Source organism: Geomicrobium sp. JCM 19038 (assembly GCF_000698125.1).
In the GTDB taxonomy this organism is placed as follows: domain Bacteria; phylum Bacillota; class Bacilli; order Bacillales; family Marinococcaceae; genus Geomicrobium_A.
In genome coordinates, this window is the sequence record NZ_BAXA01000002.1 from 132,349 (window position 1) to 155,817 (window position 23,469).

At 44.6% G+C, this 23,469-nt stretch carries 22 protein-coding genes and 4 pseudogenes; all 26 read left to right on the forward strand.

Annotation, left to right across the window (positions count from 1 at the left end; all coding sequences use genetic code 11):
• Positions 1-33: 33 nt before the first annotated feature.
• Entirely contained in the window at positions 34-1,065 is a 1,032-nt protein-coding gene (locus JCM19038_RS03485; RefSeq protein ID WP_042414620.1) for an L-threonylcarbamoyladenylate synthase, read from the forward strand.
• A gap of 48 nt (positions 1,066-1,113) precedes the next feature.
• Positions 1,114-1,677, forward strand: coding sequence for a manganese efflux pump (locus JCM19038_RS03490; protein WP_042414622.1), 564 nt, complete (start codon positions 1,114-1,116; stop codon positions 1,675-1,677).
• A 42-nt stretch (positions 1,678-1,719) separates the two neighbouring features.
• Positions 1,720-2,166, forward strand: a complete 447-nt coding sequence (locus JCM19038_RS03495) for a low molecular weight protein arginine phosphatase (protein ID WP_042414624.1) — start codon at positions 1,720-1,722, stop codon at positions 2,164-2,166.
• On the forward strand, positions 2,163-2,603 hold the full coding sequence (gene rpiB / locus JCM19038_RS03500; RefSeq protein ID WP_042358120.1) for a ribose 5-phosphate isomerase B: 441 nt from the start codon (positions 2,163-2,165) through the stop codon (positions 2,601-2,603). Before JCM19038_RS03495 ends, rpiB begins: the two co-directional genes overlap by 4 nt.
• On the forward strand, positions 2,600-3,139 hold the full coding sequence (locus tag JCM19038_RS03505; protein WP_042414627.1) for a TIGR01440 family protein: 540 nt from the start codon (positions 2,600-2,602) through the stop codon (positions 3,137-3,139). Before rpiB ends, JCM19038_RS03505 begins: the two co-directional genes overlap by 4 nt.
• Positions 3,140-3,181: 42 nt before the next feature.
• A pseudogene (gene glyA, locus JCM19038_RS03510) lies at positions 3,182-4,416 on the forward strand (serine hydroxymethyltransferase).
• A gap of 195 nt (positions 4,417-4,611) precedes the next feature.
• Positions 4,612-5,241, forward strand: coding sequence for a uracil phosphoribosyltransferase (upp, locus tag JCM19038_RS03515; RefSeq protein WP_042414630.1), 630 nt, complete (start codon positions 4,612-4,614; stop codon positions 5,239-5,241).
• A gap of 121 nt (positions 5,242-5,362) precedes the next feature.
• A complete protein-coding gene (locus JCM19038_RS03520; protein WP_052361023.1) occupies positions 5,363-7,591 on the forward strand; it encodes a S8 family serine peptidase in 2,229 nt (742 codons plus the stop codon).
• Between the two features lie 285 nt (positions 7,592-7,876).
• Complete coding sequence (locus JCM19038_RS03525) at positions 7,877-8,110, forward strand: AtpZ/AtpI family protein (RefSeq protein ID WP_042358124.1); 234 nt, start codon at positions 7,877-7,879, stop codon at positions 8,108-8,110.
• Positions 8,107-8,502 carry an ATP synthase subunit I gene (locus JCM19038_RS03530; RefSeq protein WP_042414633.1) on the forward strand — a complete coding sequence of 132 codons (396 nt, stop codon included), beginning with the start codon at positions 8,107-8,109 and terminating at the stop codon, positions 8,500-8,502. The genes JCM19038_RS03525 and JCM19038_RS03530 overlap by 4 nt, the downstream gene beginning before the upstream one ends.
• A gap of 4 nt (positions 8,503-8,506) precedes the next feature.
• Positions 8,507-9,235, forward strand: a complete 729-nt coding sequence (atpB, locus tag JCM19038_RS03535; RefSeq protein ID WP_042358126.1) for a F0F1 ATP synthase subunit A — start codon at positions 8,507-8,509, stop codon at positions 9,233-9,235.
• Between the two features lie 81 nt (positions 9,236-9,316).
• Positions 9,317-9,535, forward strand: a complete 219-nt coding sequence (gene atpE, locus JCM19038_RS03540; protein ID WP_042430586.1) for a F0F1 ATP synthase subunit C — start codon at positions 9,317-9,319, stop codon at positions 9,533-9,535.
• A gap of 110 nt (positions 9,536-9,645) precedes the next feature.
• On the forward strand, positions 9,646-10,143 hold the full coding sequence (gene atpF, locus JCM19038_RS03545) for a F0F1 ATP synthase subunit B (protein WP_042358128.1): 498 nt from the start codon (positions 9,646-9,648) through the stop codon (positions 10,141-10,143).
• The gene (locus tag JCM19038_RS03550; RefSeq protein ID WP_042358129.1) at positions 10,140-10,679 is read left to right on the forward strand and encodes a F0F1 ATP synthase subunit delta; all 540 of its coding nucleotides are present in this window, start codon (positions 10,140-10,142) and stop codon (positions 10,677-10,679) included. Before atpF ends, JCM19038_RS03550 begins: the two co-directional genes overlap by 4 nt.
• Before the next feature lie 26 nt (positions 10,680-10,705).
• Positions 10,706-12,219, forward strand: a pseudogene (gene atpA / locus JCM19038_RS03555) (F0F1 ATP synthase subunit alpha).
• Positions 12,220-12,254: 35 nt separating this feature from the next.
• A complete protein-coding gene (atpG, locus tag JCM19038_RS03560; protein WP_042358130.1) occupies positions 12,255-13,127 on the forward strand; it encodes an ATP synthase F1 subunit gamma in 873 nt (290 codons plus the stop codon).
• 43 nt (positions 13,128-13,170) lie between these two features.
• Positions 13,171-14,575: pseudogene (atpD, locus tag JCM19038_RS03565) on the forward strand (F0F1 ATP synthase subunit beta).
• Positions 14,576-14,605: 30 nt separating this feature from the next.
• Positions 14,606-15,001 (forward strand): F0F1 ATP synthase subunit epsilon, encoded by a 396-nt coding sequence (locus JCM19038_RS03570; RefSeq protein ID WP_042358131.1) that lies wholly within the window; start codon positions 14,606-14,608, stop codon positions 14,999-15,001.
• 397 nt (positions 15,002-15,398) lie between these two features.
• Positions 15,399-15,632 carry a DUF1146 family protein gene (locus tag JCM19038_RS03575; protein ID WP_042358320.1) on the forward strand — a complete coding sequence of 78 codons (234 nt, stop codon included), beginning with the start codon at positions 15,399-15,401 and terminating at the stop codon, positions 15,630-15,632.
• Positions 15,633-16,076: 444 nt separating this feature from the next.
• Complete coding sequence (murA, locus tag JCM19038_RS03580; protein WP_042414635.1) at positions 16,077-17,390, forward strand: UDP-N-acetylglucosamine 1-carboxyvinyltransferase; 1,314 nt, start codon at positions 16,077-16,079, stop codon at positions 17,388-17,390.
• Between the two features lie 123 nt (positions 17,391-17,513).
• Positions 17,514-17,774: a YhdT family protein gene (locus tag JCM19038_RS03585; RefSeq protein WP_042414639.1), complete on the forward strand. Its 261-nt coding sequence runs from the start codon at positions 17,514-17,516 to the stop codon at positions 17,772-17,774.
• Entirely contained in the window at positions 17,771-19,219 is a 1,449-nt protein-coding gene (gene panF / locus JCM19038_RS03590) for a sodium/pantothenate symporter (RefSeq protein ID WP_042414642.1), read from the forward strand. Before JCM19038_RS03585 ends, panF begins: the two co-directional genes overlap by 4 nt.
• Positions 19,220-19,325: 106 nt before the next feature.
• A complete protein-coding gene (spoIID, locus tag JCM19038_RS03595) occupies positions 19,326-20,378 on the forward strand; it encodes a stage II sporulation protein D (protein WP_042414644.1) in 1,053 nt (350 codons plus the stop codon).
• A gap of 125 nt (positions 20,379-20,503) precedes the next feature.
• Positions 20,504-21,331, forward strand: coding sequence for a M23 family metallopeptidase (locus JCM19038_RS03600; protein ID WP_052361025.1), 828 nt, complete (start codon positions 20,504-20,506; stop codon positions 21,329-21,331).
• Between the two features lie 244 nt (positions 21,332-21,575).
• Positions 21,576-21,916, forward strand: a pseudogene (locus JCM19038_RS03605) (P-II family nitrogen regulator).
• 32 nt (positions 21,917-21,948) lie between these two features.
• Complete coding sequence (locus tag JCM19038_RS03610; RefSeq protein ID WP_042414646.1) at positions 21,949-23,250, forward strand: ammonium transporter; 1,302 nt, start codon at positions 21,949-21,951, stop codon at positions 23,248-23,250.
• The last annotated feature ends 219 nt before the right edge of the window (positions 23,251-23,469 follow it).

Genomic DNA, 23,469 nt, shown 5'->3' on the forward strand with positions numbered 1-23,469 from the left:
AAGGGGAAATTTACATTTTAAGGAGAAATACGTGTGAGTTACCAACATACAAACTGGTTGCCTGTGAATAACTTTCAAGATACTGAAAGCGTTTCAAAGGCAGTGGATATATGGAAAAAAGGCGGTCTTATCGCCTTTCCGACAGAAACGGTTTATGGGTTAGGGGCGAATGGGTTATCCACAGAAGCGGTGGCTAAAATCTTCGAAGCAAAAGGGCGACCGAGTGATAATCCACTCATTCTACATATTGGACACATTGGACAGTTGGATACATTGGTTGTTGAAGTAAATGAAATGGCGACTATTTTGGTTGAAACATTTTGGCCGGGTCCGCTGACGTTAGTCATGAAACGAAAACCCGGGGTACCAGATATTGTGACAGCAGGGCTTGATACTGTCGCTGTTCGTATGCCAGATCATCCATTAGCGTTAACGTTATTGCAATCTGTAAATTTACCGATTGCTGCACCGAGTGCTAATCGGTCTGGTCGCCCTAGTCCAACTCGTGCTAGTCATGTAAAAGCAGATCTTGACGGCAGGATTGATGCCATTATTGATGGTGGTGCTACAGGATATGGACTTGAATCAACGGTTGTTGATGTAAGTGGTGAAAAACCTGTCATCTTGCGACCAGGTGGAGTTACTCAAGAAATGATGGAGGATGCATTAGGGTTCAAATTTGAGCAGAATCGTTCAATCAATTCGAAAGAGGAAGCCCCTCGATCGCCAGGAATGAAATATCGCCATTATGCCCCAAACACGGCGCTCGTGTTAACGACAGGGCTTGAGCATACGAACGACGTCCTCCACGATTTGAAGCGATCAGGAAAACGTACGGCAGTTGCCGTCATTGATGAATGGCGCGAACAAATCACAGCGGATGTTGTGTTTACGCTTGGAGCGGGATCAGATTTGCATGCGATTTCTAGCAATGTTTATCGTGTCTTGCGTGAAGTAGACGATGTAGTGCCGAATGTTGATGTCCTCGTTTTTCAAACGTTTGAAGACAAAGGTCTCGGAAGAGCCATTATGAATCGATTGAATAAAGCTGCATCGAAAGTCTAAAACCCTGCTTGTCTGCATACCCTTGTACAACAGACAAGGGGGTTTTTTATGTTTGAGTGGTTTAGTTTAATTGTGATGGCAGTTGCTCTAGGTATGGACGCATTTTCAATTGCGCTCGTTTTTGGTGTTGGTCCTGGCATTAATCGATCGGGTATGTGGCGAATTGCTACGAGTGTCGGTGTGTTTCATATGATTATGCCTCTTGCGGGAATGGCGCTCGGTGCATGGATCTCTAACTTTTATGGCGCAGGAGTTGCGAGCTTTGTTGCTGGAGTTATTCTGGCGTTGATCGGTATACAAATGATTTTCACAAGTGTAAGCGGGAAAAAGGAGCAATCATTCCAATTAAGAGGGATCGGTGTGCTATTTTTTGCATTTATTGTTAGCCTAGATAGTTTTTCTGTCGGAGTATCACTTGGCGCACTTGGTGCGGAGGCAACAGCTGTCATTCTCATATTCGGCTTCGTAACGATGCTTATGACGCTAATTGGTTTAAGCCTAGGAAGCTTGTTTAGAAACCGGATTGGAGACTACGGTGAACTATTAGCAGGAATTGTTCTTTCTTTATTTGGTGTGTATTCAGCCTATCCCTTTATTCTTCAATTTATTTAACATATGATAGTGGTATAGAGTTTTTATGAGGGGATGGATAGCGTGACGCGCGTATTATTTGTGTGCACCGGAAACACGTGTCGAAGCCCAATGGCTGAAGCACTGCTCAAACACCATACTGCAACAGTCGACGTTCAATCTGCGGGAATCCATGCATTTCCAGGTTCAAAAGCGGCAGATCATTCAGCGATACTCGCAAAGGAATTCGGTCAAAGTTTGGACGATCACTCAGCGCAACAACTCGATGAATCGTTACTAGGATGGGCAGATATTGTATTGACGATGACTGCGAATCATCAAGATGCAATTGCTTCAATCTTCCCAAACGAAAAGCAAAAGGTTTTCACTCTCGGTGAATTTGCAGGTGAACCCGATGCGAACATCCAGGATCCATTCGGTGGAAGCTTAGAGCAGTACCGCATCGCAAAGGAACAAATGGAAAGACTAATACAAGCTGCAAAACCAAGATTAGTGGAGGGAAAGTCATGAAGGTAATTATCGGATCAGACCATGCGGGTCTTCGTTTAAAGAAAGAAATTTTACCACTGTTAGATGAAAAGGGAATTGAATATGAAGATGTTGGTGCTCACGAAATGGACAGCGTCGATTACCCTGATTTTGCAAAACCTGTGTCTGAAGCGGTAGCAAGCGGAGATTACGAGCGAGGCATTTTAATTTGTGGAACAGGAATTGGCATGTCGATCGCTGCGAACAAAGTCAAAGGCATCCGTTGCGCCCTCGTTCATGATTTGTTTAGTGCAGAAATGACACGTCTTCACAATGACTCGAACGTGTTAGCCATGGGTGAGCGCGTTGTTGGACCTGGTCTTGCAACATCAATCGTTGAAAAGTGGCTCGATACTCCGTATGAAGGAGGACGTCACCAACGTCGTGTTGACAAGATGATGGAGCTCGATCAAACATGACAATCACTAGTGAGGTCAGAGACTTGCTCGCTGAGTTAAATGATCAGGCGTCACTTCAAGGCGGTGACGTACTTGTGATTGGTGCAAGTACGAGTGAAATTGCGGGAAAGCACATTGGCACAGAAGGCTCTGAAGAAATTGCCAAGGCTATCGTAGAAGCGGTTGAACAATTCTGTTCAGAGACGGGGGTAATTCCTGCGTACCAAGGGTGTGAGCATATTAACCGAGCCCTCGTTGTACCGCGGTCGTTCGCGAATGCTCATTACCTTCCAATTGTAAACGTAATACCAGTACGTCATGCTGGTGGAGCGATGGCCGCTTATGCTTATTCAGAAGGGCAAGAGCGTGTCATCGTTGAACATATCGCGGCGGACGCAGGTGTTGATATCGGCCTCACGTTGATCGGAATGCATTTAAAACACGTCGCTGTGCCCGTTCGACCGTCGAACCCAAAGGTTGGACAAGCGATCGTCACGATGGCAAGAACTCGTCCAAAATATATTGGAGGTCCACGCTCACATTATAGCAATTCGTGATAAACTAGAAAAAAAGGATAGGGAAAGGGGAACAACTGTAAGATGAAACATGTCGCAAGTCAAGATCCTGCCATTTTTGAAGCGATTCAAGATGAATTACAACGCCAAAGAGAAAAGATCGAATTGATTGCATCGGAGAACTTTGTATCTGAAGCGGTCATGGAAGCCCAAGGTTCTGTTTTAACGAACAAGTATGCAGAAGGTATCCGGGTCGTCGTTACTACGGAGGTTGTGAACACGTAGATGTCGTTGAAGATCTTGCACGAGATCGTGTGAAAGAAATCTTCGGTGGCGACCATGTAAACGTTCAGCCCCACTCGGGTGCACAAGCGAACATGGGTGTCTACTTCACGATTCTTGAGCATGGTGACACCGTGCTCGGAATGAACCTTTCTCACGGTGGACATTTGACGCATGGTAGTCCAGTAAACTTTAGTGGTGTTCAGTACAACTTTGTTGAATACGGTGTAACGGAGAATGATCATCGCATCGATTACGACAAGGTTCTTGAGCTCGCTAAAGCTCATCAACCGAAGCTCATCGTCGCAGGTGCATCTGCGTATCCACGCGAAATTGACTTCAAACGTTTCCGTGAGATTGCGGATGAAGTTGGTGCTTATCTTATGGTCGACATGGCTCATATTGCAGGTCTAGTTGCTGCTGGTCTTCACAACAACCCAGTTCCTCATTCTCATTTTGTAACGTCAACGACTCACAAAACGCTACGTGGGCCACGCGGTGGTTTGATTATTTGTGAGGAACAATTTGCGAAAAAAGTGGACAAGTCGATCTTCCCTGGTCTTCAAGGCGGTCCACTGATGCACGTCATCGCAGCAAAAGCAGTTTCTTTCCTAGAAGTATTGCAGCCGTCTTTTAACGACTATGCAGCTCAAATTATTCACAATGCAAAAAGACTCGGAGAAAGCTTACAGAAAGAAGGCATTAACCTCGTTTCTGGTGGAACAGACAACCACTTGCTTCTACTAGACTTAACAGGACTAGGTCTAACAGGTAAAGTGGCTGAAAAAGCGTTGGATGATGTAGGTGTTACAACGAACAAAAACACCATTCCGTTTGATCCAGAAAGTCCATTCGTGACAAGTGGTATTCGAATCGGAACGGCAGCCGTAACTTCTCGTGGCTTTAAAGAAGAAGATATGGATGAGATCGCTGCGATTATCGGACTCACGCTTAACAACATGGAACAAGAAGAGAAGCTTGCTGAAGCACGTCAACGTGTAAAAACGTTAACGAGTAAGTTTCCGATGTACGAATAAAGAGTGAGAGGAAAGCAGGAGGCACGTATTCCTGCTTTTTCTTATGACGCTTTTATCTTGCCATAGTTTTGATGCAATTTGGATAAAATATGACTTGAATCAAGGCCTGTTTTTCTGTAGAATTTTCAAAGGCATTTATCGATTTCACTCTTTAGAGTTTAGAAATAGAACCAATAAAAGGAGCGTGTTTGCAGTATGGGTAAAGTATACGTATTTGATCATCCACTCATCCAACATAAACTTACGTACATTCGTGATGTATCAACAGGAACGAAGGAGTTCCGTGAGTTAACTGATGAAGTCGCGACGTTAATGGCATTCGAAATCACTCGTGATCTTCAACTTGAAGAAGTGACGATCAACACACCAGTAGGTCCAGCACAATCTTCAGTGATCGCTGGTAAGAAGCTTGGAATAGTCCCGATTCTTCGTGCAGGTCTAGGAATGGTAGAGGGCATCCTCGACTTAATCCCAACAGCAAAAGTAGGACATGTCGGTCTTTACCGAGATCCTGAAACGTTTCAACCTGTTGAGTACTACGTAAAGCTCCCTAAAGACATTGAAGAGCGTGACTTAATCGTTGTAGATCCAATGCTTGCAACTGGAGGATCTGCAGTTGAAGCGATTAACTCTTTAAAAACACGCGGAGCAAGAAACATCAAGTTAATGTGCCTCATCGCTGCTCCAGAAGGCGTTGCACAAGTACAACAAGATCACCCGGACGTTGACATTTACTTGGCAGCACTTGACGAAAAGCTAAACGAAAAAGCCTACATCGTACCAGGCCTTGGCGATGCTGGTGACCGTCTTTTCGGAACGAAGTAAATGACATATATGAAAAGAACCTTCCCAGCTCGGTGTGAGAAGGTTCTTTTTTTGTTGTAAAAAGTGATTGTATGATTCGGCATCCTCTAGCGCATTCTAAATGCTATAAAGGAGGTCGGTGATGAAGAATACGTTCCGATGCATAACCGCCCTTATGATGTCGATGGTTATTTTACTAACATCATTTACGAGCGTACATGCTCAGCCGTCAAAAGAAATGTATATTGTCCAAATGAGTGAGTCGTATAGCGAAACGATGAACCGAATTGAAGAAGTAATCGGTGCAATTGAACCTGAGTTTATATATGAGAATAGTATCAATGGGGCAGCTTACCGGTTTACGAGCGAACAAGCAGAACGAGTAAAGGCGATTGCTGGCGTCAGTGCAGTTGACGCAAGCGTAGATTACGAAGTGTCTTTAAAAGAAAGTGTACCGTTCATCGGCGCAGATAACCTTCGATCTGAACTAGAGGACCGCGGTGTGCGGCTGACTGGAAAAGGTGTCAAAGTCGGTGTGATTGATACAGGTATCGATTACAATCATCCTGATTTAAGCCGGAGTTATGTGAAAGGCTACGATGTTGTTGACAAAGATGACGATCCGATGGAATCGAAGATTCGAGGAAAAGCACAGACGTTTCATGGTACTCATGTTGCAGGGATTATTGCAGCAAATGGTCGTGTGAAAGGTGTAGCACCTGAAGCGGAACTATACATTTATCGCGCCCTCGGTCCAGAAGGCCAAGGATCAACAGCCTTTATTCTAGAAGCGATTGAACGGGCGATTGATGACGAAGTTGACGTATTAAATTTATCACTAGGAAGCCCAATTAACGGTCCAGATTGGCCGACGAGCTTGGCGCTAGATAAAGCGACAGAAGCAGGCATTATTACAGTTACCTCAAATGGAAATAGTGGGCCGGACCTATGGAGTGTCGGGTCGCCAGGGACGTCTTCAAAGGCGATTTCAGTCGGTGCGTCTACACCACCATTAAAAGCACCACAAATCCGAGTTTCTGACGGTGAAGAGAACATCGGTCTACACGCGATTCAAGGGTCAAAGCCTTGGGACTTAAAACGAAGTAATCTCCTCGTTGACGGTCACCTTGGGATGCCAGAAGATTTAATAAGTGTAGAAGGCAAAGTCGTACTCATTGAGCGTGGTGGAATACCAATTAAAGCAAAATTAGAGAATGCAAAAGAAGCAGGAGCAAAAGCGGTACTTTTGATGAATAATATTCCAGGGACGTTTGCAGCGGGTGTTGAAGAACCTGTAGCTTTTACTGCTGCGACAATTGATCATCATGACGGTGTGCGATTGCGTGAGTGGATTGAACAGAATGGTGAAGATGCCATGATTGAGACGAAGTACGTGGAAGAAGCGGATCATATGGCGTTGTTTAGTTCAAGAGGTCCAGTCACGCAAACGTGGGACATTAAACCGGATGTTGTTGCACCAGGGGTTGATATCGACAGCACTGTGCCGAACGGTTATATGGCGTTGAACGGTACGAGTATGGCGGCGCCACACATCGCCGGAGCGGCAGCGCTTTTGAAACAAGCAAAACCAGAGTGGGGACCCGAACAAGTCAAAGCAGCACTCATGAATACGGCAGTTCCCCTCGTGTCAGAGAATGGTGAGCGCTATCCTCCATTTGTTCAAGGATCTGGTCGTGTCGATATCGAAGCAGCCGTTCGAAGTGACACGCTCGTTTATCCTGGTGCGCTTTCTTTTGGTGTATGGGATGGGGACCCAAAACAACAAGAAAGCCAGCGGCTTGAGAAAGAACTTACGATTGAAAATCACGGTAATGAGAAGAGAACGTATCGCTTTGATGTGCCGGCATCACTCGGTACAGGCTTAAAGTGGCAAATGCCAATGCCTGTTACTGTAGAGCCGGGTCAATCGAAGGACGTGACGATTCGTGTTGAGATTGAAACCGATATAATCGACTTCAAGCGTGTTGACGGGCAAATTAAAGTAACGGGCGGACAAGAGGATATCACGTTGCCGTTTCTATTATTCAGTGATGAGCCAGATTATCCGAGAGTTAGTGCATTTCAATTCGGGAAGCTACCGAACGGTGGGGATTGGATGTACGAAGTGTTTCTACCTGGTGGAGCAGAAGAATTGGAGATCTCTCTTTATGATCCAGATACCTTTACGTACATTATGACGCTTGATCATGAAACGGATATTCCAAAAGGCGTATTTGAAAAACGCCTTCACAAGGATGCAGTGCAATTGGATCCAGGGCTTTATCACGTTCTCGTCTATGCAAAGTTAAAAGATCGAGAAGATACGGTCGAATCCAAAATTCTATTATTGGAATCTAGAAAGAAGAAGTAATGTGGATGGAGGAGCTTAACCTTAAGTTTCTCCAATCTTTTTAGGTCTTTCAAGCATAATTATCACAAAAATTGGATATTGCTGCTATGATACAAGACCTAATTTACAATTTGTCAATCTTTTGACACAAAGTAGAATTTGCCGATCGCTGTTGCGGAGGGATTTTCCTTCTATATCCCTCGTTGACATCAATGTATCCCTATTGTACGATTACTGAGGGTATGATGATTGATTATCGTGTAGTAGTACAGGTGATTAATCTTAGATTCCGAAGGGAGTAACCAAATGGCAGGAGACAACGGCAAGCGAAACCCTCATAAAGGTGTCGCAATTGTGTCGTCGGTTCTTTTTTCCATGATCGGTTCGATGTTCGGAGGTTTATTATTAGGATATTGGGCTGATGGGCATTTAGGAACAACCCCATTTCTTCTTATTGTAGGCTTGCTACTCGGTATGACAGCAGGTTTTTATGGTGCGTATCAGGTAATTAAGCCATTTTTAGGAGACGATGACAAATGATGCCTACGCCACTACAAGAACGTATGAGACTATATTTTCGAGTGGTGGCAATCGTAGCAATTGTTTGTATGATTGGGCTATTCCTAACACCTTTTGAAGCCTCGTTCCTCGGATTTCTTTTAGGGATTTTTTCCTCAATGATTAGCTTCACGTCCACGTACATTAAAACAGCCGTCGTAGGCTCAGCCGCAGTTGGCGAATCGTCCAACTTCTTCTCAAATGTAATCGCGGGTTTTAGCATGGTCTTACGGTATGGGGTCATTGTACTAGCCGTAATCATTGCACTACTTAATCCTGAGTCATTTACGCTTTGGGCAGTACTTGCTGGGTATGGGGCCTTGTATTTGTTTGTTTCGGTGGACATGCTCTTACAATTACGAAAAGTGAGGTGAAATTATGAGCGCACAATCAATATACTGGACGCCCTTTGAACTTTTTGGCACTCCGATTACGTTCAACGTTACAACGATGATAACGTTTACGATCGCCGGATTAATCGTCTTTCTCTTTACATTCTTAGGAGCAAGAAAAATGGCGATGCGACCAACAGGTCTGCAAAACTTCATTGAATGGGTCGTCGACTTCTGTCGAGGAATCATTAAAGCAAACATGGACTGGAAAACCGGAGGCCGCTTCATCGCACTCGCATATACATTACTTTTCGTAATTTTTGTGTCGAACATGATGGGGATTCCGTTCGAGATGGCAACCTATGAAACACACAGTGTTATTTGGAAGTCACCGACATCTGATCCGTTCTTAGCACTCACACTAGCGGCATTTGTCGTTGTGTTAACACACATCTACGGAATTAAGCTAAGAGGTTCGAAAGAATACTTAATGGATTATTTCCGCCCGAAGTGGTTCTTGTTTCCGTTTAAGATCATTGAGGAGTTTGCAAACACGCTAACACTCGGAATGCGTCTTTTCGGTAACGTATTTGCGAAAGAAGTATTAATGCTTCTTATCGTAGGCCTTGGTGCCTCCAGCTTACTCTGGGGAGGAATTATGTTCGCACCAACAATGGTATGGCAAGCGTTTGGTATCTTTATTGGTTCCTTACAAGCGTATATCTTCGCGATGCTTGCAATGGTTTACATGTCTCACAAAGTTGAGTCGCACTAACTTTATGAATAACGCCTGCTCGCCTATAAGAGCATGTTATCAATTATAAATTTTTAACTACATTAAAGGAGGATGTCATTTATGCATCTTGGAATTGGATTAGCAGCTGGACTAGCAGCCGTCGGTGGAGCGATCGGTGTTGCAATTATCGTTAAAGCAGTACTTGAAGGGGTAGCACGTCAACCAGAACTTCGTGGTTCTTTACAAACTCTAATGTTTATCGGGATCCCACTTGCAGAGGCAGTTCCGATTATCGCGATCGTTGTATCGATCCTCATGCTCTTTGGTGTTGGTGCGTAAGTTTTGTCAATCGTAAGAAGATGATGGATGGCGATAGCGTTCTTGTTGTAGAACCTTCGCCATTCCTTATGTATCACTGTTTAACGAATGAGCTGAAAGGAGCGTAAACGATGGAGATACTCTCAGAAGGTATTGAGTGGGGCACGATATTTTATTCATTAGCTGCCTTTACTGTACTCATGCTTATCATTGGTAAGTTCGCCTTAAAGCCTTTAATGGGCATTATGGAGAAACGTCAAAATCAAGTGAACGACGATCTTGACAATGCCGAGAAGAGCCGTGTTGAAGCAGAAAAATACTTGGAGCAACAACGTGAAGAGTTGAAAGCAGCACGTGTTCAGGCACAAGAAACTCTTGAGCAAGCGAGCAAGATGAGTGAGCAACAATCTCGTCAAGTTCTTGAGCAAGCAAAGCAAGAGGCAGAGCGTATTAAAGAAGCTGCCGTTCAAGATATAGAGCGTGAAAAAGAGCAAGCCCTTGAGTCCGTTCGTAATCAAGTCGCCAGCCTTTCTGTTGCCATTGCAACGAAAGTGATTGAGAAAGAATTGGATGAAAAAGAACAAGAGAAGCTTATTGACAGTTACCTAAAAGAGGTTGAAGCAAAATGAGTGACTTCCAAGTAGCTGGACGTTACGGAAGTGCATTATTCCAACTGGCGAAAGAAAAGGAAGTCCTATCTCGCGTAAGCGAAGAGTTGACGACAGTCAAAAGCGTCTTCGAATCACTTCCGGAACTACAAGCCATTCTTGCTCATCCGCGTTTATCCAAGTCTGAAAAACGTGCTTTGCTTCAAGACGGGTTTTCTGCAATGCATGATTACGTAAAAAACACGTTGTACGTTCTTAATGATCGTGATCGCATGGCTGCGTTGCCATACGTCATCGATGAGTTTGTAGCACTTGCTAACGAAGCTCTTGGCATTGAAGAAGCGACCGTGTATTCCGTAAGAGCGTTAACAGACGAAGAACTTCAAGCGATTAGTGCTAAATTCCAAGCGAAGATCGGCGATCGTGAACTTCGTGTGAAGAACGAAACGGATAAAGATATGTTGGGTGGACTTATCGTTCGTATCGGTGACACTGTATACGATGGTAGTGTTCGTAACCAACTTAAGAAGCTCGAACGACAAATTATGTCAGTGTAAATTGTTAATTGTGAGGGGTGAACAGTATGAGCATCAAACCTGATGAGATCAGTGCGCTGATCAAAGAACAGATTGAAAACTTTCAATCGACAGTTGAAGCCAGCGAAGTCGGTACAATCACCCAAATTGGTGACGGTACGGCACGTGTACATGGCTTAGAAAACGCAAAAGCCGGAGAACTCCTTGAGTTTTCAAACGGTGTTATGGGTCTTGCTCAGAACCTAGAAGAAAACAACGTCGGTGTTGTTATTCTAGGACCATATGATCAAATTCGTGAAGGCGACCAAGTGAAACGTACAGGTCGTATCATGGAAGTACCTGTTGGTGAAGAACTTCTTGGCCGTGTTGTAAACCCACTTGGTCAACCAATTGATGGACAAGGACCAATTGGTACAACGAAGACTCGCCCAATTGAAGCGATCGCACCAGGCGTTATGGATCGTAAATCGGTAGACGAGCCACTTCAAACTGGAATTAAGTCAATCGACTCGATGGTTCCAATCGGTCGTGGACAGCGTGAGTTAATTATCGGAGACCGTCAAACAGGTAAAACACAAGTAGCGATCGATACAATTCTTAACCAAAAAGAAGAAGACGTTATTTGTATTTACGTAGCAATCGGTCAAAAGCAATCAACCGTTGTTGGTCTTACTGAGACACTTCGTCAAAAAGGTGCTCTTGACTATACAATCGTTGTTGCCGCAAACGCATCGGACCCAGCACCACTTCTTTACCTCGCGCCTTATGCAGGGGTATCAATGGGTGAAGAGTTCATGTACAACGGCAAGCACGTATTGATTATTTATGATGACCTTACGAAACAAGCAGCGGCTTATCGTGAGCTTTCATTACTTCTTCGTCGTCCTCCAGGTCGTGAAGCCTATCCAGGGGATGTATTCTACTACACTCTCGTTTACTCGAGCGTGCGGCTAAGTTGAGCGATGCAAAAGGTGGCGGTTCGATTACGGCACTTCCATTCATCGAAACACAAGCTGGTGACATCTCTGCATACATTCCGACAAACGTAATTTCAATTACAGACGGACAAATCTTCTTGCAGTCTGACCTCTTCTACTCAGGTGTACGTCCTGCCGTAAACGCAGGTAGCTCAGTATCACGTGTAGGTGGTTCAGCACAGATTAAAGCAATGAAGAAAGTAGCAGGTACGCTACGTCTAGACCTCGCATCATTCCGTGAGCTTGAATCATTCTCACAGTTCGGTTCTGACCTAGATGAGTCAACGAAAGCAAAGCTTGCTCGTGGACAACGTACCGTAGAAATGTTGAAACAAGACTTGAACTCCCCGATTCCGGTTGAGAAGCAAGTTGCGATTATCTATTCTCTTGTTAACGGATTCCTCGATGATATTCCAGTAGCAGACGTTCTTCGCTTTGAGAAAGAATTGTTCACGTACATGGATAACAACGCTGCAGAATTGCTTAAAGGCATCCGCCAAACAGGTAACCTTCCTGATAAAGAAGAATTCGACGGCGTCATCTCTGAGTTCAAGAAGACATTTAGCACTTCTGACGAAGAGTAACGTTTTGAGTTCAGTGAAAAGGTGGTGAGACGACAGTGGCTTCTTTACGTGAGATAAAGTCAAGAATTAATTCTACGAAAAAGACGAAGCAAACGACCAAAGCGATGCAAATGGTTGCTGCATCTAAGCAGCGCCGTGCCCTAGCAAAAGCGCAAGCTTATCAACCATATATGGAGAAGATCCAAGAGGTTGTAGGGAGTATCGCAACTGGCGACACCGACATCAGCCATCCAATGATGGAGAGCCGTGAGGTGAAAAAGACCGGTTATGTAGTTATTACATCTGACCAAGGTCTAGCTGGTGGTTATAACGCAAGTCTCATTCGTGATTTGACGAAGAAACTCAAAGAACGACACAAGTCAACGGACGAATATACAATCATCATGGTCGGTAAAATCGGCCGTGACAATGCAAGACGACTCGGTCTCCCAGTGAGTGAGGTCGTAACTGAACTCTCTGATTCACCATCATTTGATGAGATCAAAACGATTACTCGTAAAGCAATCGGTATGTTTGAGAACGAGGAAATTGATGAGCTGTATATGTGGTACAACCACTTTGTCAGCGCGATCCGTCAAGATGTGACAGAGAACAAGTTATTACCGCTTACTGATTTGGCTGAGGAACTTGGCGAAAATGCAAGTGCTACGCCAAGTTACGAGTACGAACCAAATGAAGCTGTGATCCTAGAAGGTCTTCTCCCACAATACGGTGAGAGCTTAATCTATGGAGCTTTGCTTGATGCAAAGGCTGCTGAGTTTGGTGCGAGAATGACTGCCATGAGCGCTGCGTCCGATAACGCAGATAGCCTCGTTGGTGAGTTAACACTCGTGTATAACCGTGCTCGTCAAGCTGCGATTACCCAAGAAATTAACGAGATTGTTAGCGGTGCGAACGCTGCCAACTAATCGATTATAGAACGACAGCAGGATTACAAAGGAGGTCAAAAGGATGAGCAAAGGAAGCATCACTCAAGTGATGGGTCCAGTTGTTGACGTTCGCTTTAATAGTGGCGAACTTCCAGAACTCAACAACGCCTTACTTGTTGAACAAAAAGCAACATCTGAAAACGATGCTGATATTAACGTTACACTTGAAGTCGCTCTCCACCTTGGTGATGATACAGTCCGTACCGTAGCCATGGGTTCAACAGACGGTTTGCAACGTGGAACTGCAGCTGTTGACACTGGAGCGCCGATTTCTGTACCAGTAGGTGAAGCAACACTTGGTCGTGTATTTAACGTAACGGGTGATGCAATTGACTTGGACGAGCCAATCCCGGCTGACGTACCAAGAGACCCAATTCACCGTCAACCACCAGAATTTGATGACATGACAACGAAAACGGAGATTCTTGAAACAGGAATTAAAGTCGTTGACTTACTCGCTCCTTACGTTAAGGGTGGTAAGATCGGTCTATTCGGTGGTGCAGGTGTAGGTAAAACTGTACTCATTCAAGAGTTAATCAACAACATCGCTCAAGAGCACGGCGGGATTTCAGTATTCGCAGGTGTAGGTGAGCGTACTCGTGAAGGAAACGACCTTTTCCACGAGATGACGGACTCTGGCGTTATTCGTAAAACGGCCATGGTTTTCGGTCAGATGAACGAGCCGCCTGGTGCCCGTATGCGTGTAGCACTTACTGGTCTTACGATGGCGGAGCACTTCCGTGATCGCGAAGGCGCGGACGTACTTCTTTTCGTTGATAACATCTTCCGTTTTACGCAAGCAGGTCAAGAGGTATCTGCCTACTCGGCCGTATGCTTCAGCGGTAGGTTACCAGCCAACGCTTGCAACAGAGATGGGTCAACTTCAAGAGCGTATCACGTCTACGAAAAAAGGTTCAGTTACGTCGATCCAAGCGATTTACGTACCTGCCGATGACTATACGGACCCGGCGCCAGCAACGACATTTGCTCACTTGGATGCAACAACAAACCTTGAGCGTCGTCTTTCTGATATGGGTATCTACCCTGCCGTGGATCCACTTGCATCAACATCACGTGCACTTTCTTCTGAAATCGTCGGTGAAGAGCACTACAATGTTGCGATGAACGTACAGCAAACACTTCAAAAGTATCGTGAACTTCAAGATATCATCGCCATCCTCGGTATGGACGAGTTATCTGAAGATGATAAACTTGTCGTAGCTCGTGCGCGTCGTATCCAGTTCTTCCTTTCTCAGAATTTCCACGTTGCTGAGCAGTTCACAGGTATGGAAGGTTCTTACGTTCCAGTTGCTGAAACTGTTCGTGGCTTCAAAGAAATTCTTGAAGGTAAGCACGACGACGTTCCAGAGGACGCATTCCGTCTTGTAGGTGGAATCGATAAAGTTCTCGAAAAAGCACAGAAATAGTAAACCCGTTGGAAAAGGAGGACGATTACTTTGAAAACCATCAATGTTAGCGTCGTTACCCCCGACGGGAGCGTTTACGAAAATGATGTGCAAATGATTTCTGCGAGAACTGAAGTCGGAGAAATCGGTGTCCTACCTGGACACATTCCGCTCGTCACTCCACTAATCATCGGAACAGTCCGGTTGAAACGAGATGGCGGTGAAGATCAAATCTCTGTGAGCGGTGGCTTCATGGAAGTTCGCCCTGACAAAGTAACGATTCTCGCACAATCAGCCGAGCGCCCAGAAGATATAGATGTTGATCGCGCAAACGAGTCGAAATCTCGTGCCGAAGAACGTCTACGTAACGACAATGATGTCGATCAAAAACGGGCAAAAGCATCTCTAAAAAGAGCTGAAACTCGTTTACAAGTAGCAGGTAAATAATAAAAAGCTGTCTTGACCACTAGGTCAGACAGCTTTTTTGCGGGGGTCAGTCCCCCACTGCTTTAAAGCGATGGGGGACTGACCCCCGCACGAATTGATTATTCATACAACTGTCACAATTACGAATGTGATTTATTGGGTTGTTTGCATAGTAATAATCTTGGATTATCTGTGTAGTTTTACCATAAAAATGCTAGGTTTTACTTAACTATAAGGGCGATTAGGAGGGATCGTCATAAACCTGTCAAACCCTTTTAAACTGAGTCTATTCGCTCTGTCGACATGTTCAAAAGCATTTGATATAATTAAACCGTTGTGGATTTTTAGTGAGGTCCGTTTGATTAGTCGAAAGATTACATAGTAGTCGATCGAACAGAAAGGAATTTTTCGCTTGTTAATGTTTGATCATATTGGACAACATGCATTGTTACACATAACGTTTAGTTTGTTCATACTTGTGATCGTATGGTGGAGTTTACAATCGCTGAAACTTGAAAAGTTAATTCGGCACCCAAAAAGTGGCAGAGGAATGATGCTATTTATTTTGATTGCTGTTGCGATTACTCACCTTGTGACAAGCTTCTTCCTTGAGTACCTAAATCAAGCGTTAAACTTGCGTTATTTGTTTTGATCACTTTTTATGTATGGGGTCAACAAATTCGTAAACACTACAACGTAACAAGAAATAAAACGACACAAAGTAGTACAAAAAGCACGTTTTACAATGGTACACGTTGGGAATAGCACTTGTAGCCTTTAAAAAAAAATGAAATTTAATTTGTAACTTTTTATCACGCATGTCGTCTTAGTACGTGCGTTTTGAAAAGATACTTATGCAATGTACTTGTATGTAAGCGGATGACATAAGACATGACATGAATTTGGATCCAGCCAAGAATGAAATGGGCGTAACGAACGAGGCCTTGATGGGAACGCCCATCCACGCTAGTGAATAGTATGAGAACGAAGTGAGCATTCCTGTCTGGTTGCCAAGCGATCCAGTATAGCCGATCCGCGGTACAGCGGAGGCGTGTTACAGTGAAATGATTTATTTATGGACGCGGAGGGGAATACGTTGGAAAAAATTAGAGTCAGAGGAGGCAAACGGCTCAAAGGAACGGTCAAAGCGGAAGGTGCAAAGAACGCCGTTTTACCTGTGCTCGCAGCCTCATTATTAGCCGAAGAAGGAACTAGCACCATATATGATGTACCAGCACTCGCAGATGTATACACGATGAAGAGTGTATTGAATCATTTGCAAATGGATGTTGATTATAAAGACGGGACATTTTATGCAAACGCAGAAGGGTCGTTACGACCAAATGCCCCGTTTGAATACGTGAGAAAGATGCGTGCTTCGTTTCTTGTAATGGGTCCACTTTTAGCCCGTACTGGAAACGTCCAAATTGCTCTACCTGGTGGATGTGCGATTGGTTCTAGACCGATTGATCAACACCTTAAAGGATTCGAAGCAATGGGTGCAACCGTTGAGATTGGTCAAGGGTATATTGAAGCCCGTGTAGAAGGTCGTCTCCAAGGCGCGAAGATCTACATGGATTTCCCAAGTGTAGGTGCTACAGAGAACATTATGATGGCAGCAGCACTTGCTGAAGGAACGACTGTGATGGAGAACGTTGCAGAAGAACCTGAGATTGTCTGCTTGGCAAACTACTTGAATGCAATGGGAGCAAAAGTTCGCGGAGCAGGAACAGCGACAATTCGCATTGAAGGTGTCGATCGTCTCGTTGCTGCTGATCACACAATTATCCCAGACCGTATTGAAGCTGGAACGTTTATGGTTGCAGCTGCGATTACAGGTGGAGATGTGTTCGTAGAAGGTGCACTTACAGAGCACTTACGACCGCTCGTTGCCAAGATGCGTGAAATGGGTGTTGTGATCGAGGAAGAAGAGAATGGAATGCGTGTTATCGGTCCAGATATTCTTCGTCCGGTAGATATTAAGACGATGCCACATCCGGGCTTCCCGACAGATATGCAAGCGCAATTCATGGCGTTGTTAACGCAAGCGAAAGGAACGAGTGTCGTTACAGAGACGGTATTTGAGAACCGTTTCATGCACATCGAAGAGTTCCGTCGTATGAATGCGAGCATTAAGATTGAAGATCGTTCAGCGATTGTAACAGGACCTACGAAGTTACAAGGTGCAGAAGTTGCTGCAACAGACTTACGTGCGGCGGCTGCGCTAATTCTTGGAGGTCTTGTTGCCGAAGGTGTAACAGAGCTTACAGAGCTTCGCCACGTTGATCGTGGATATGTTGATATTCACAAAAAGCTTGAGGGCATCGGCGCGCGCATTGAGCGTGTGACGGTTGAAGAAGCAACAGACGAAGATTCTGTACGCTTGATCGATAACGAAGCTATCAACTAAATAGTATGATCATTAGTGCCGTAGACCGTTCGTGTCTGCGGTTATTTTTTTCTCAAACTTGACTGTTATGAAGCGTTTGCGTACGATTTTGTTACAGAATGTTGAATAGAAGGAGGGAAAGTGATGGATTGGCGTTTTAAAGTTGCAAACCGTGAAGCCTGGATCGGTGTAGCGCTTGCCGTGATCAATTTTCTCTGGTGGTACGGATTTGCCTATGGACTAGGTTCAGGACCTGTCTCGGAATATCAATTTATATTCGGGATGCCTGCTTGGTTTTTTTACAGTTGTGTTGTTGGCTCATTACTTATGATTATACTCGTCATCATCGTCGTAAAGTTTTTCCTAACTGAAGTTCCTTTAGATGAGGAGGAAGACCACTCATGAATTGGGGTGTGATGATTCCTCTTATTATTTTTTTGGCGGTTGTATTTGTCGTTGGCTTCTGGTCATCAAAGACGGTCTATGCAAAATCGGATTTTATGCAAGAATACTTTCTTGGGAGTCGAGAGCTTGGCGGATTGATTCTTGCGATGACAATGATTGCTACATATGGAAGTGCGAGTAGTTTCGTAGGGGGTCCAGGTGTTGCGTATACAGAAGGACTTGGCTGGGTGCTATTATCAATGGCGCAAGTTGCAACAGGCTACTTCGTCTTACTGATTCTCGGAAAGAAATTCGCGATTATGGCCCGTCGTTACAATGCAGTAACGCTCGTTGATTATATGAAAGTGCGCTATGACAATAGTAAAGCGGTGGTCATTTTAAGTGCGCTTAGCATTATTATCTTCTTATTCGCAGCGATGACTGCACAATGGGTCGGTGGTGCGCGTCTTATTGAAGCAATTACGGGATTGAGCTATACGACGGCACTTTTTGTGTTTGCGGCAGCAGTACTCGTTTACGTGATTATCGGTGGTTTTCGTGCTATTGCTGTAACCGATATGATTCAAGGTTTGATTATGTTTGCAGGAACGTTAATTCTTTTAGTCGCAACTGTGATTGCCGGAGGCGGCATGCAGAACATTATGACGGAACTGGCTCAAGAGAATGAAATGCTACTTACGCCGTTCGGTCACGATGGAAGTTTAACCCCACTATATGTGTCTTCATTTTGGATCTTAGTCGGTGTTGGGGTTGTTGGGCTTCCGCAAATCGCTGTGCGAGCCATGTCTTACAAAGACTCACGCGCGATGCACCGAGCATTGATTGTCGGAACGATTGTTGTGGCATTTATGATGTTCGGCATGCATTTAGCAGGAGTGCTTGCGCGTCCAATTTTACCTGGTATCGATGAACCAGATACGGTGATGCCAACACTTGCGATGACCGTGTTGCCGGCGTGGCTCGCAGGTATAGTGCTTGCTGCACCGATGGCTGCTATTATGTCGACGGTTGATGCGTTGCTTCTTATGGTAAGTTCAGCGGTCGTAAAAGATGTGTATTATAACTATGTGAATCCAAAGGCAACGGAGAAGAAGATTAAACAAGTGAGTATTGGTGTGACGAGTGTGTTAGGGATCTCAGTCGTCTTCTTTGCACTTAGTCCCCCGGACTTGCTCATATGGTTGAATTTGTTTGCGTTTGGTGGATTGGAGTCAGCTTTCGTATGGCCATTAGTGCTTGGGCTCTATTGGGCGCGTGGAAACAAATACGGAGCATTGGCCTCGATTATTCTTGGGGTTGGCAGTTACATTGCCATTTCTGTCTTTGCACCAGAACCGTTTGGCATGCACTCTGTCGTTCTTCCGGTCGTCTTATCACTCGTCGGTTATGTGCTTGCGAGTCTTCTTACGAGTTCAAAGCAGTCTCATACAATTGAAACGTCCTGATTCGATTTATTCCTGAAGTTCTATTTGTGTTTTTGACGCCATACGATGATAGTGGTTCAGTCAAGACAGATGCAAGTGGACAAGTAGGAATGGAGGGACTTCAGATTTGAAGCAAATCTTCGTCGTCATCAGTGTACTAACTAGTGTATGTATCGTCCTTCCCGCTGTACTCGTGATGCTATTCTCTGATTCGAGGGCAGCAACGGACCTTGCCGTAGACCATGTGGCAGAAGACCAAGAGGAAAGAGCTGAAGAAGAAGAAGTGGGCAAAGAGGAAGTTGAAGAAGTGTTTGTCCCTGTATACCGTGATGCAAGTGAGACGGTTCAAGAAGTGGAGCTTGAACAATACGTTGCCGGGGTCGTCGCAAGTGAGATGCCTGCATCATTTGAGATGGAAGCGTTAAAAGCACAAGCACTTGTTGCGAGAACGTTTGTTGTGAAGCAGATGGAAAATGAAGAAAGCATCCAATTACCAGAAGGCGCACTCGTGACCGATACAACTTCGCACCAAGTCTATCATAGTACCGAAGAGCTTCAAGAGTTGTGGGGCAGTGACTACGATGAGAAGATGGAACGAATTCAAAAAGCGGTTCATGCTACAAAAGGCGAAGTGATTACCCACGAAGGAACGCCAATTACTGCGTCGTTCTTTTCGACGAGCAATGGCTATACGGAGAATGCCGAAGATTACTGGGCAAATGAGTTGCCCTATTTAAAAAGTGTTGAAAGTCCGTGGGACCAAAACAATTCCCCGCGTTTTACGAACACAGTAAGGATTCCAGTAAGTGATGCAGAAGCGAAGTTAGGTGTAAGTATCCCTGCTACGGAAGAATTCGCTCCAATTACGGAAAGAACAGAAGGCGGGCGTGTGCAAGAAGTTACGATTTCAGGGGAAACATTTCACGGTAGAGAGATTCGTGAAGCGTTAGGACTTGATTCAAGTGACTTCTCGTGGCATAGGGAAGCCGATGAACTCGTTGTAAGTACAAAAGGCTGGGGTCACGGTGTAGGCATGAGTCAATACGGAGCGGATGGCATGGCAAAGAGCGGGAACAGTTATGAAGAGATCGTCGCTCATTATTATCAAGAAATTCAAATTGAAAATCATCACTCGCAGCTTGAGCAGTACGCACTAAACACTGTTGAAGAGGATGAGTAATATGGAGAGTTGTCCTTTGGGGGCAACTCTTTTTGATTGTTTTTCAAGAACTATCTAAAAATTTTCTTAATAGGTGTATATCTTTCTGTGAAAATGATCAGACTGGTTGCTGAGGTGGTGATCAAATGAAAGATCAAGAGAAAAAAGTTTCTCAGGAACAAGAAAACCGAGGCCAAATGAAACAAATAACAAAAAAACCGTGGTTTTGGCCAGCTGTTTATCTTAGCGTTTGTGCCGTGTTACTCAGTTCATTCTTTATCTTCCAAGGTGGCGGAACTGACCTTGCAGATGATGAGGGAGAGCCAGCAGAAGAAGAAAGCATCTTCGACTTTGGAAACGATGCAAATGATGAAGAAGCAATGCCGGTTGGTGTTGAAGAAGAGCACATGCAACTCCCAGTTTTTGATGAGTCTGTCGTAGAAGTTGTTGGACATTTCTATGATCATAATGCGACGGCTGAAGAGCAAGAAGCTGCACTCGTTTACTACAACCAGACGTATTACCAAAATAAAGGAATTGACCTTGCGAATCCAGATGGAGAGTCGTTTGACGTAACAGCAGCTCTTAGCGGTGAAGTCATTAAAGCTGAACAAGATCCACTTTTAGGACATGTTGTTGAAATCTCTCACGGTTCAGATCTTGTAACTGCGTATCATAGTTTAGAAGGGTTACAAGTTGAAGAAGGCGATACGGTAACAAAAGGAACAATTATCGGTTCAGCTGGAGAAAATGAGTACAATCAAGATGCAGGCGTACACGCACACTTTGAAGTTCGTCAAAGTGGTGTTGCTTACAACCCGATGGAAGCATTAGATCTACGTATGGCAGAAATGTCATTTGATGATTCAGAAGGAATTCAAGAAGGTACAACCCCTGCAGATGAAACCGACACGCCTCTGACGAAGAAGGCGAAGATGAAGCAGATGAACGTGAAGATGAAGACGCTCCCGTAGAAGATGAGTCAACGGATGAAGACGATTCAGACGACGAAGATACAGATGAATAATAAATGGCAAAACGCTTAAGTCCTCGATTTCGGGGGCTTTTTTTTGTTGTTTAAAACTGTCATCGGCAGAAAATTTTATGAAAGCGCTTTATTTAAATTTCAAAAAATTGTTCTTGCTTTTTCCTTTTTGAAGGATTATGATAATTTCCATAACGTTATATGTTAACTATATTTACATAAGGGGGAGGAGCATGAAGAAAGTTGAAGCAATCATCCGTCCTGAACATTTCCAAACGCTTCGCAAACGATTAGAGAGTTTTGGCGTGAAAGGCTTAACTGTATCTGAAGTCGCGGGTTGTGGGAAGCAGAAAGGTCAAGAAGGGTCTTTCGAGGGAATAAATTTGAAGTAACGTTGCTTCCTAAAGTTAAGATCGAAATGGTCATTGGCGAAGAACAGCTGGATGAAATTATTGAACTTATAACTGAATGTTCTTATACCGGTAAAGTAGGCGATGGCAAGATTTTTGTTTTTGATGTTCAAGAAGCGATCCGAATTCGCACGAAAGAACGTGGGGTTGAAGCAATCTCTTAAAACGAGAAAGTAACTACTAAGGAGGAACGAATATGGATGCTGTTGCAGTAGATACGATGTGGGTCATGATCGCAACGTTTTTAGTTTTCTTTATGCATGCGGGATTTGCGATGTTAGAAACAGGGTTTTCTAGATCGAAGAATGCGGTCAACATTCTTATGAAGAACTTACTAACGATGGCGGTAGCCGTTATTGCGTTTTACGTCGTTGGCTTTGCCTTTATGTTTGGCGATACAGCTGGTGGAATTCTAGGAATGAGTGGCTTTGCTTTAAGTGGTGTTGAAGACATTGGCTTCTTTGCATTCCAAGCAATGTTTGCCGCTACTTGTGCGACAATTATCTCAGGGGCTGTCGCTGAGCGGATGAAGCTTGGCAGCTACATTGCGCTAGCGGTAGCGATGGTTGTGATTATCTATCCAATGGTTGGACACTGGATTTGGTCAGACAATGGTTGGCTCGCAAACCTCGGTTTCGTTGATTTTGCTGGTTCGACAGTTGTTCACTTTACCGGTGCAGCAGCGGCTGCGGTAGCGGTGTTCATCCTTGGGGGTCGAATCGGGAAGTACAATAAGGACGGTTCGGCGAATGCAATTCCAGGACACAACTTGCCGCTCGGTGCTCTCGGTGTATTTATTCTTTGGTTCGGTTGGTTTGGTTTTAACGGGGGAAGTACATTGTCTCCGGCGGATCCGTTGTTAACGTCAATTGTCGTCTGTACAGCACTAAGTGCTTCAGGTGGAGTTGTCGCAACAGCCCTTTACACAATGCTTAAATACAAGAGGGTTGATGGTTCTCTTACAATGAATGGTGCGCTTGCCGGTCTCGTTGGGATTACTGCTGGTGCTGCCGACGTTGCACCGATTGGTGCCCTTATTATGGGTCTTGTGGCAGGGGTCATTCTTGTTGAAGCCGTTGCACTCCTTGATAACAAATTAAAGCTTGATGATCCAGTTGGTGCGATTGCTGTTCATGGGATTTGTGGAATTTGGGGAACCGTAGCTGTCGGATTATTTGCCCTCGAAGGTGGGCTGTTCTACGGCGGTGGTGTTGCACTTCTAGGCATACAAGCACTCGGCGTTGCAGCAGTCATGGCTTGGGTACTAGGTTCTACTTTCGTAGTTGTTAAGATTATTGGTGCATTAGGCGGAGGCATTCGTGTTAGTGAAGAAGAAGAGCTTGCCGGTCTCGACTTTAGTGAACACGGTTCAAATGCATACGATCAAGGTTCAACTGCCTTAGGGCTTGGGAATAGACAGAGCACAGCCGGGGTGGGTGAAGATTTAATTACCCGACTTGATTCCATTGCAACGGATAAAAAAGGTGCGAGTGTTTAAATGAATTTTTGAGGCGCGGTCTGTTGATCGTGCTTTTTTTTGCGTTTAGGAGAATAATAAGCGGTCATTTTCGAATGTACGAATCTAATTATCCCAATCGGTGCATGAGCTAGTGAGAAGCCCCAGATCTTTTCTAAGGGATTGTGTGATGGGTAGAAGACCTTTTTTAGTTAAACGCGTGATGTCACAGTGGATATCCTTGAGAGCGAAAGGGATTTT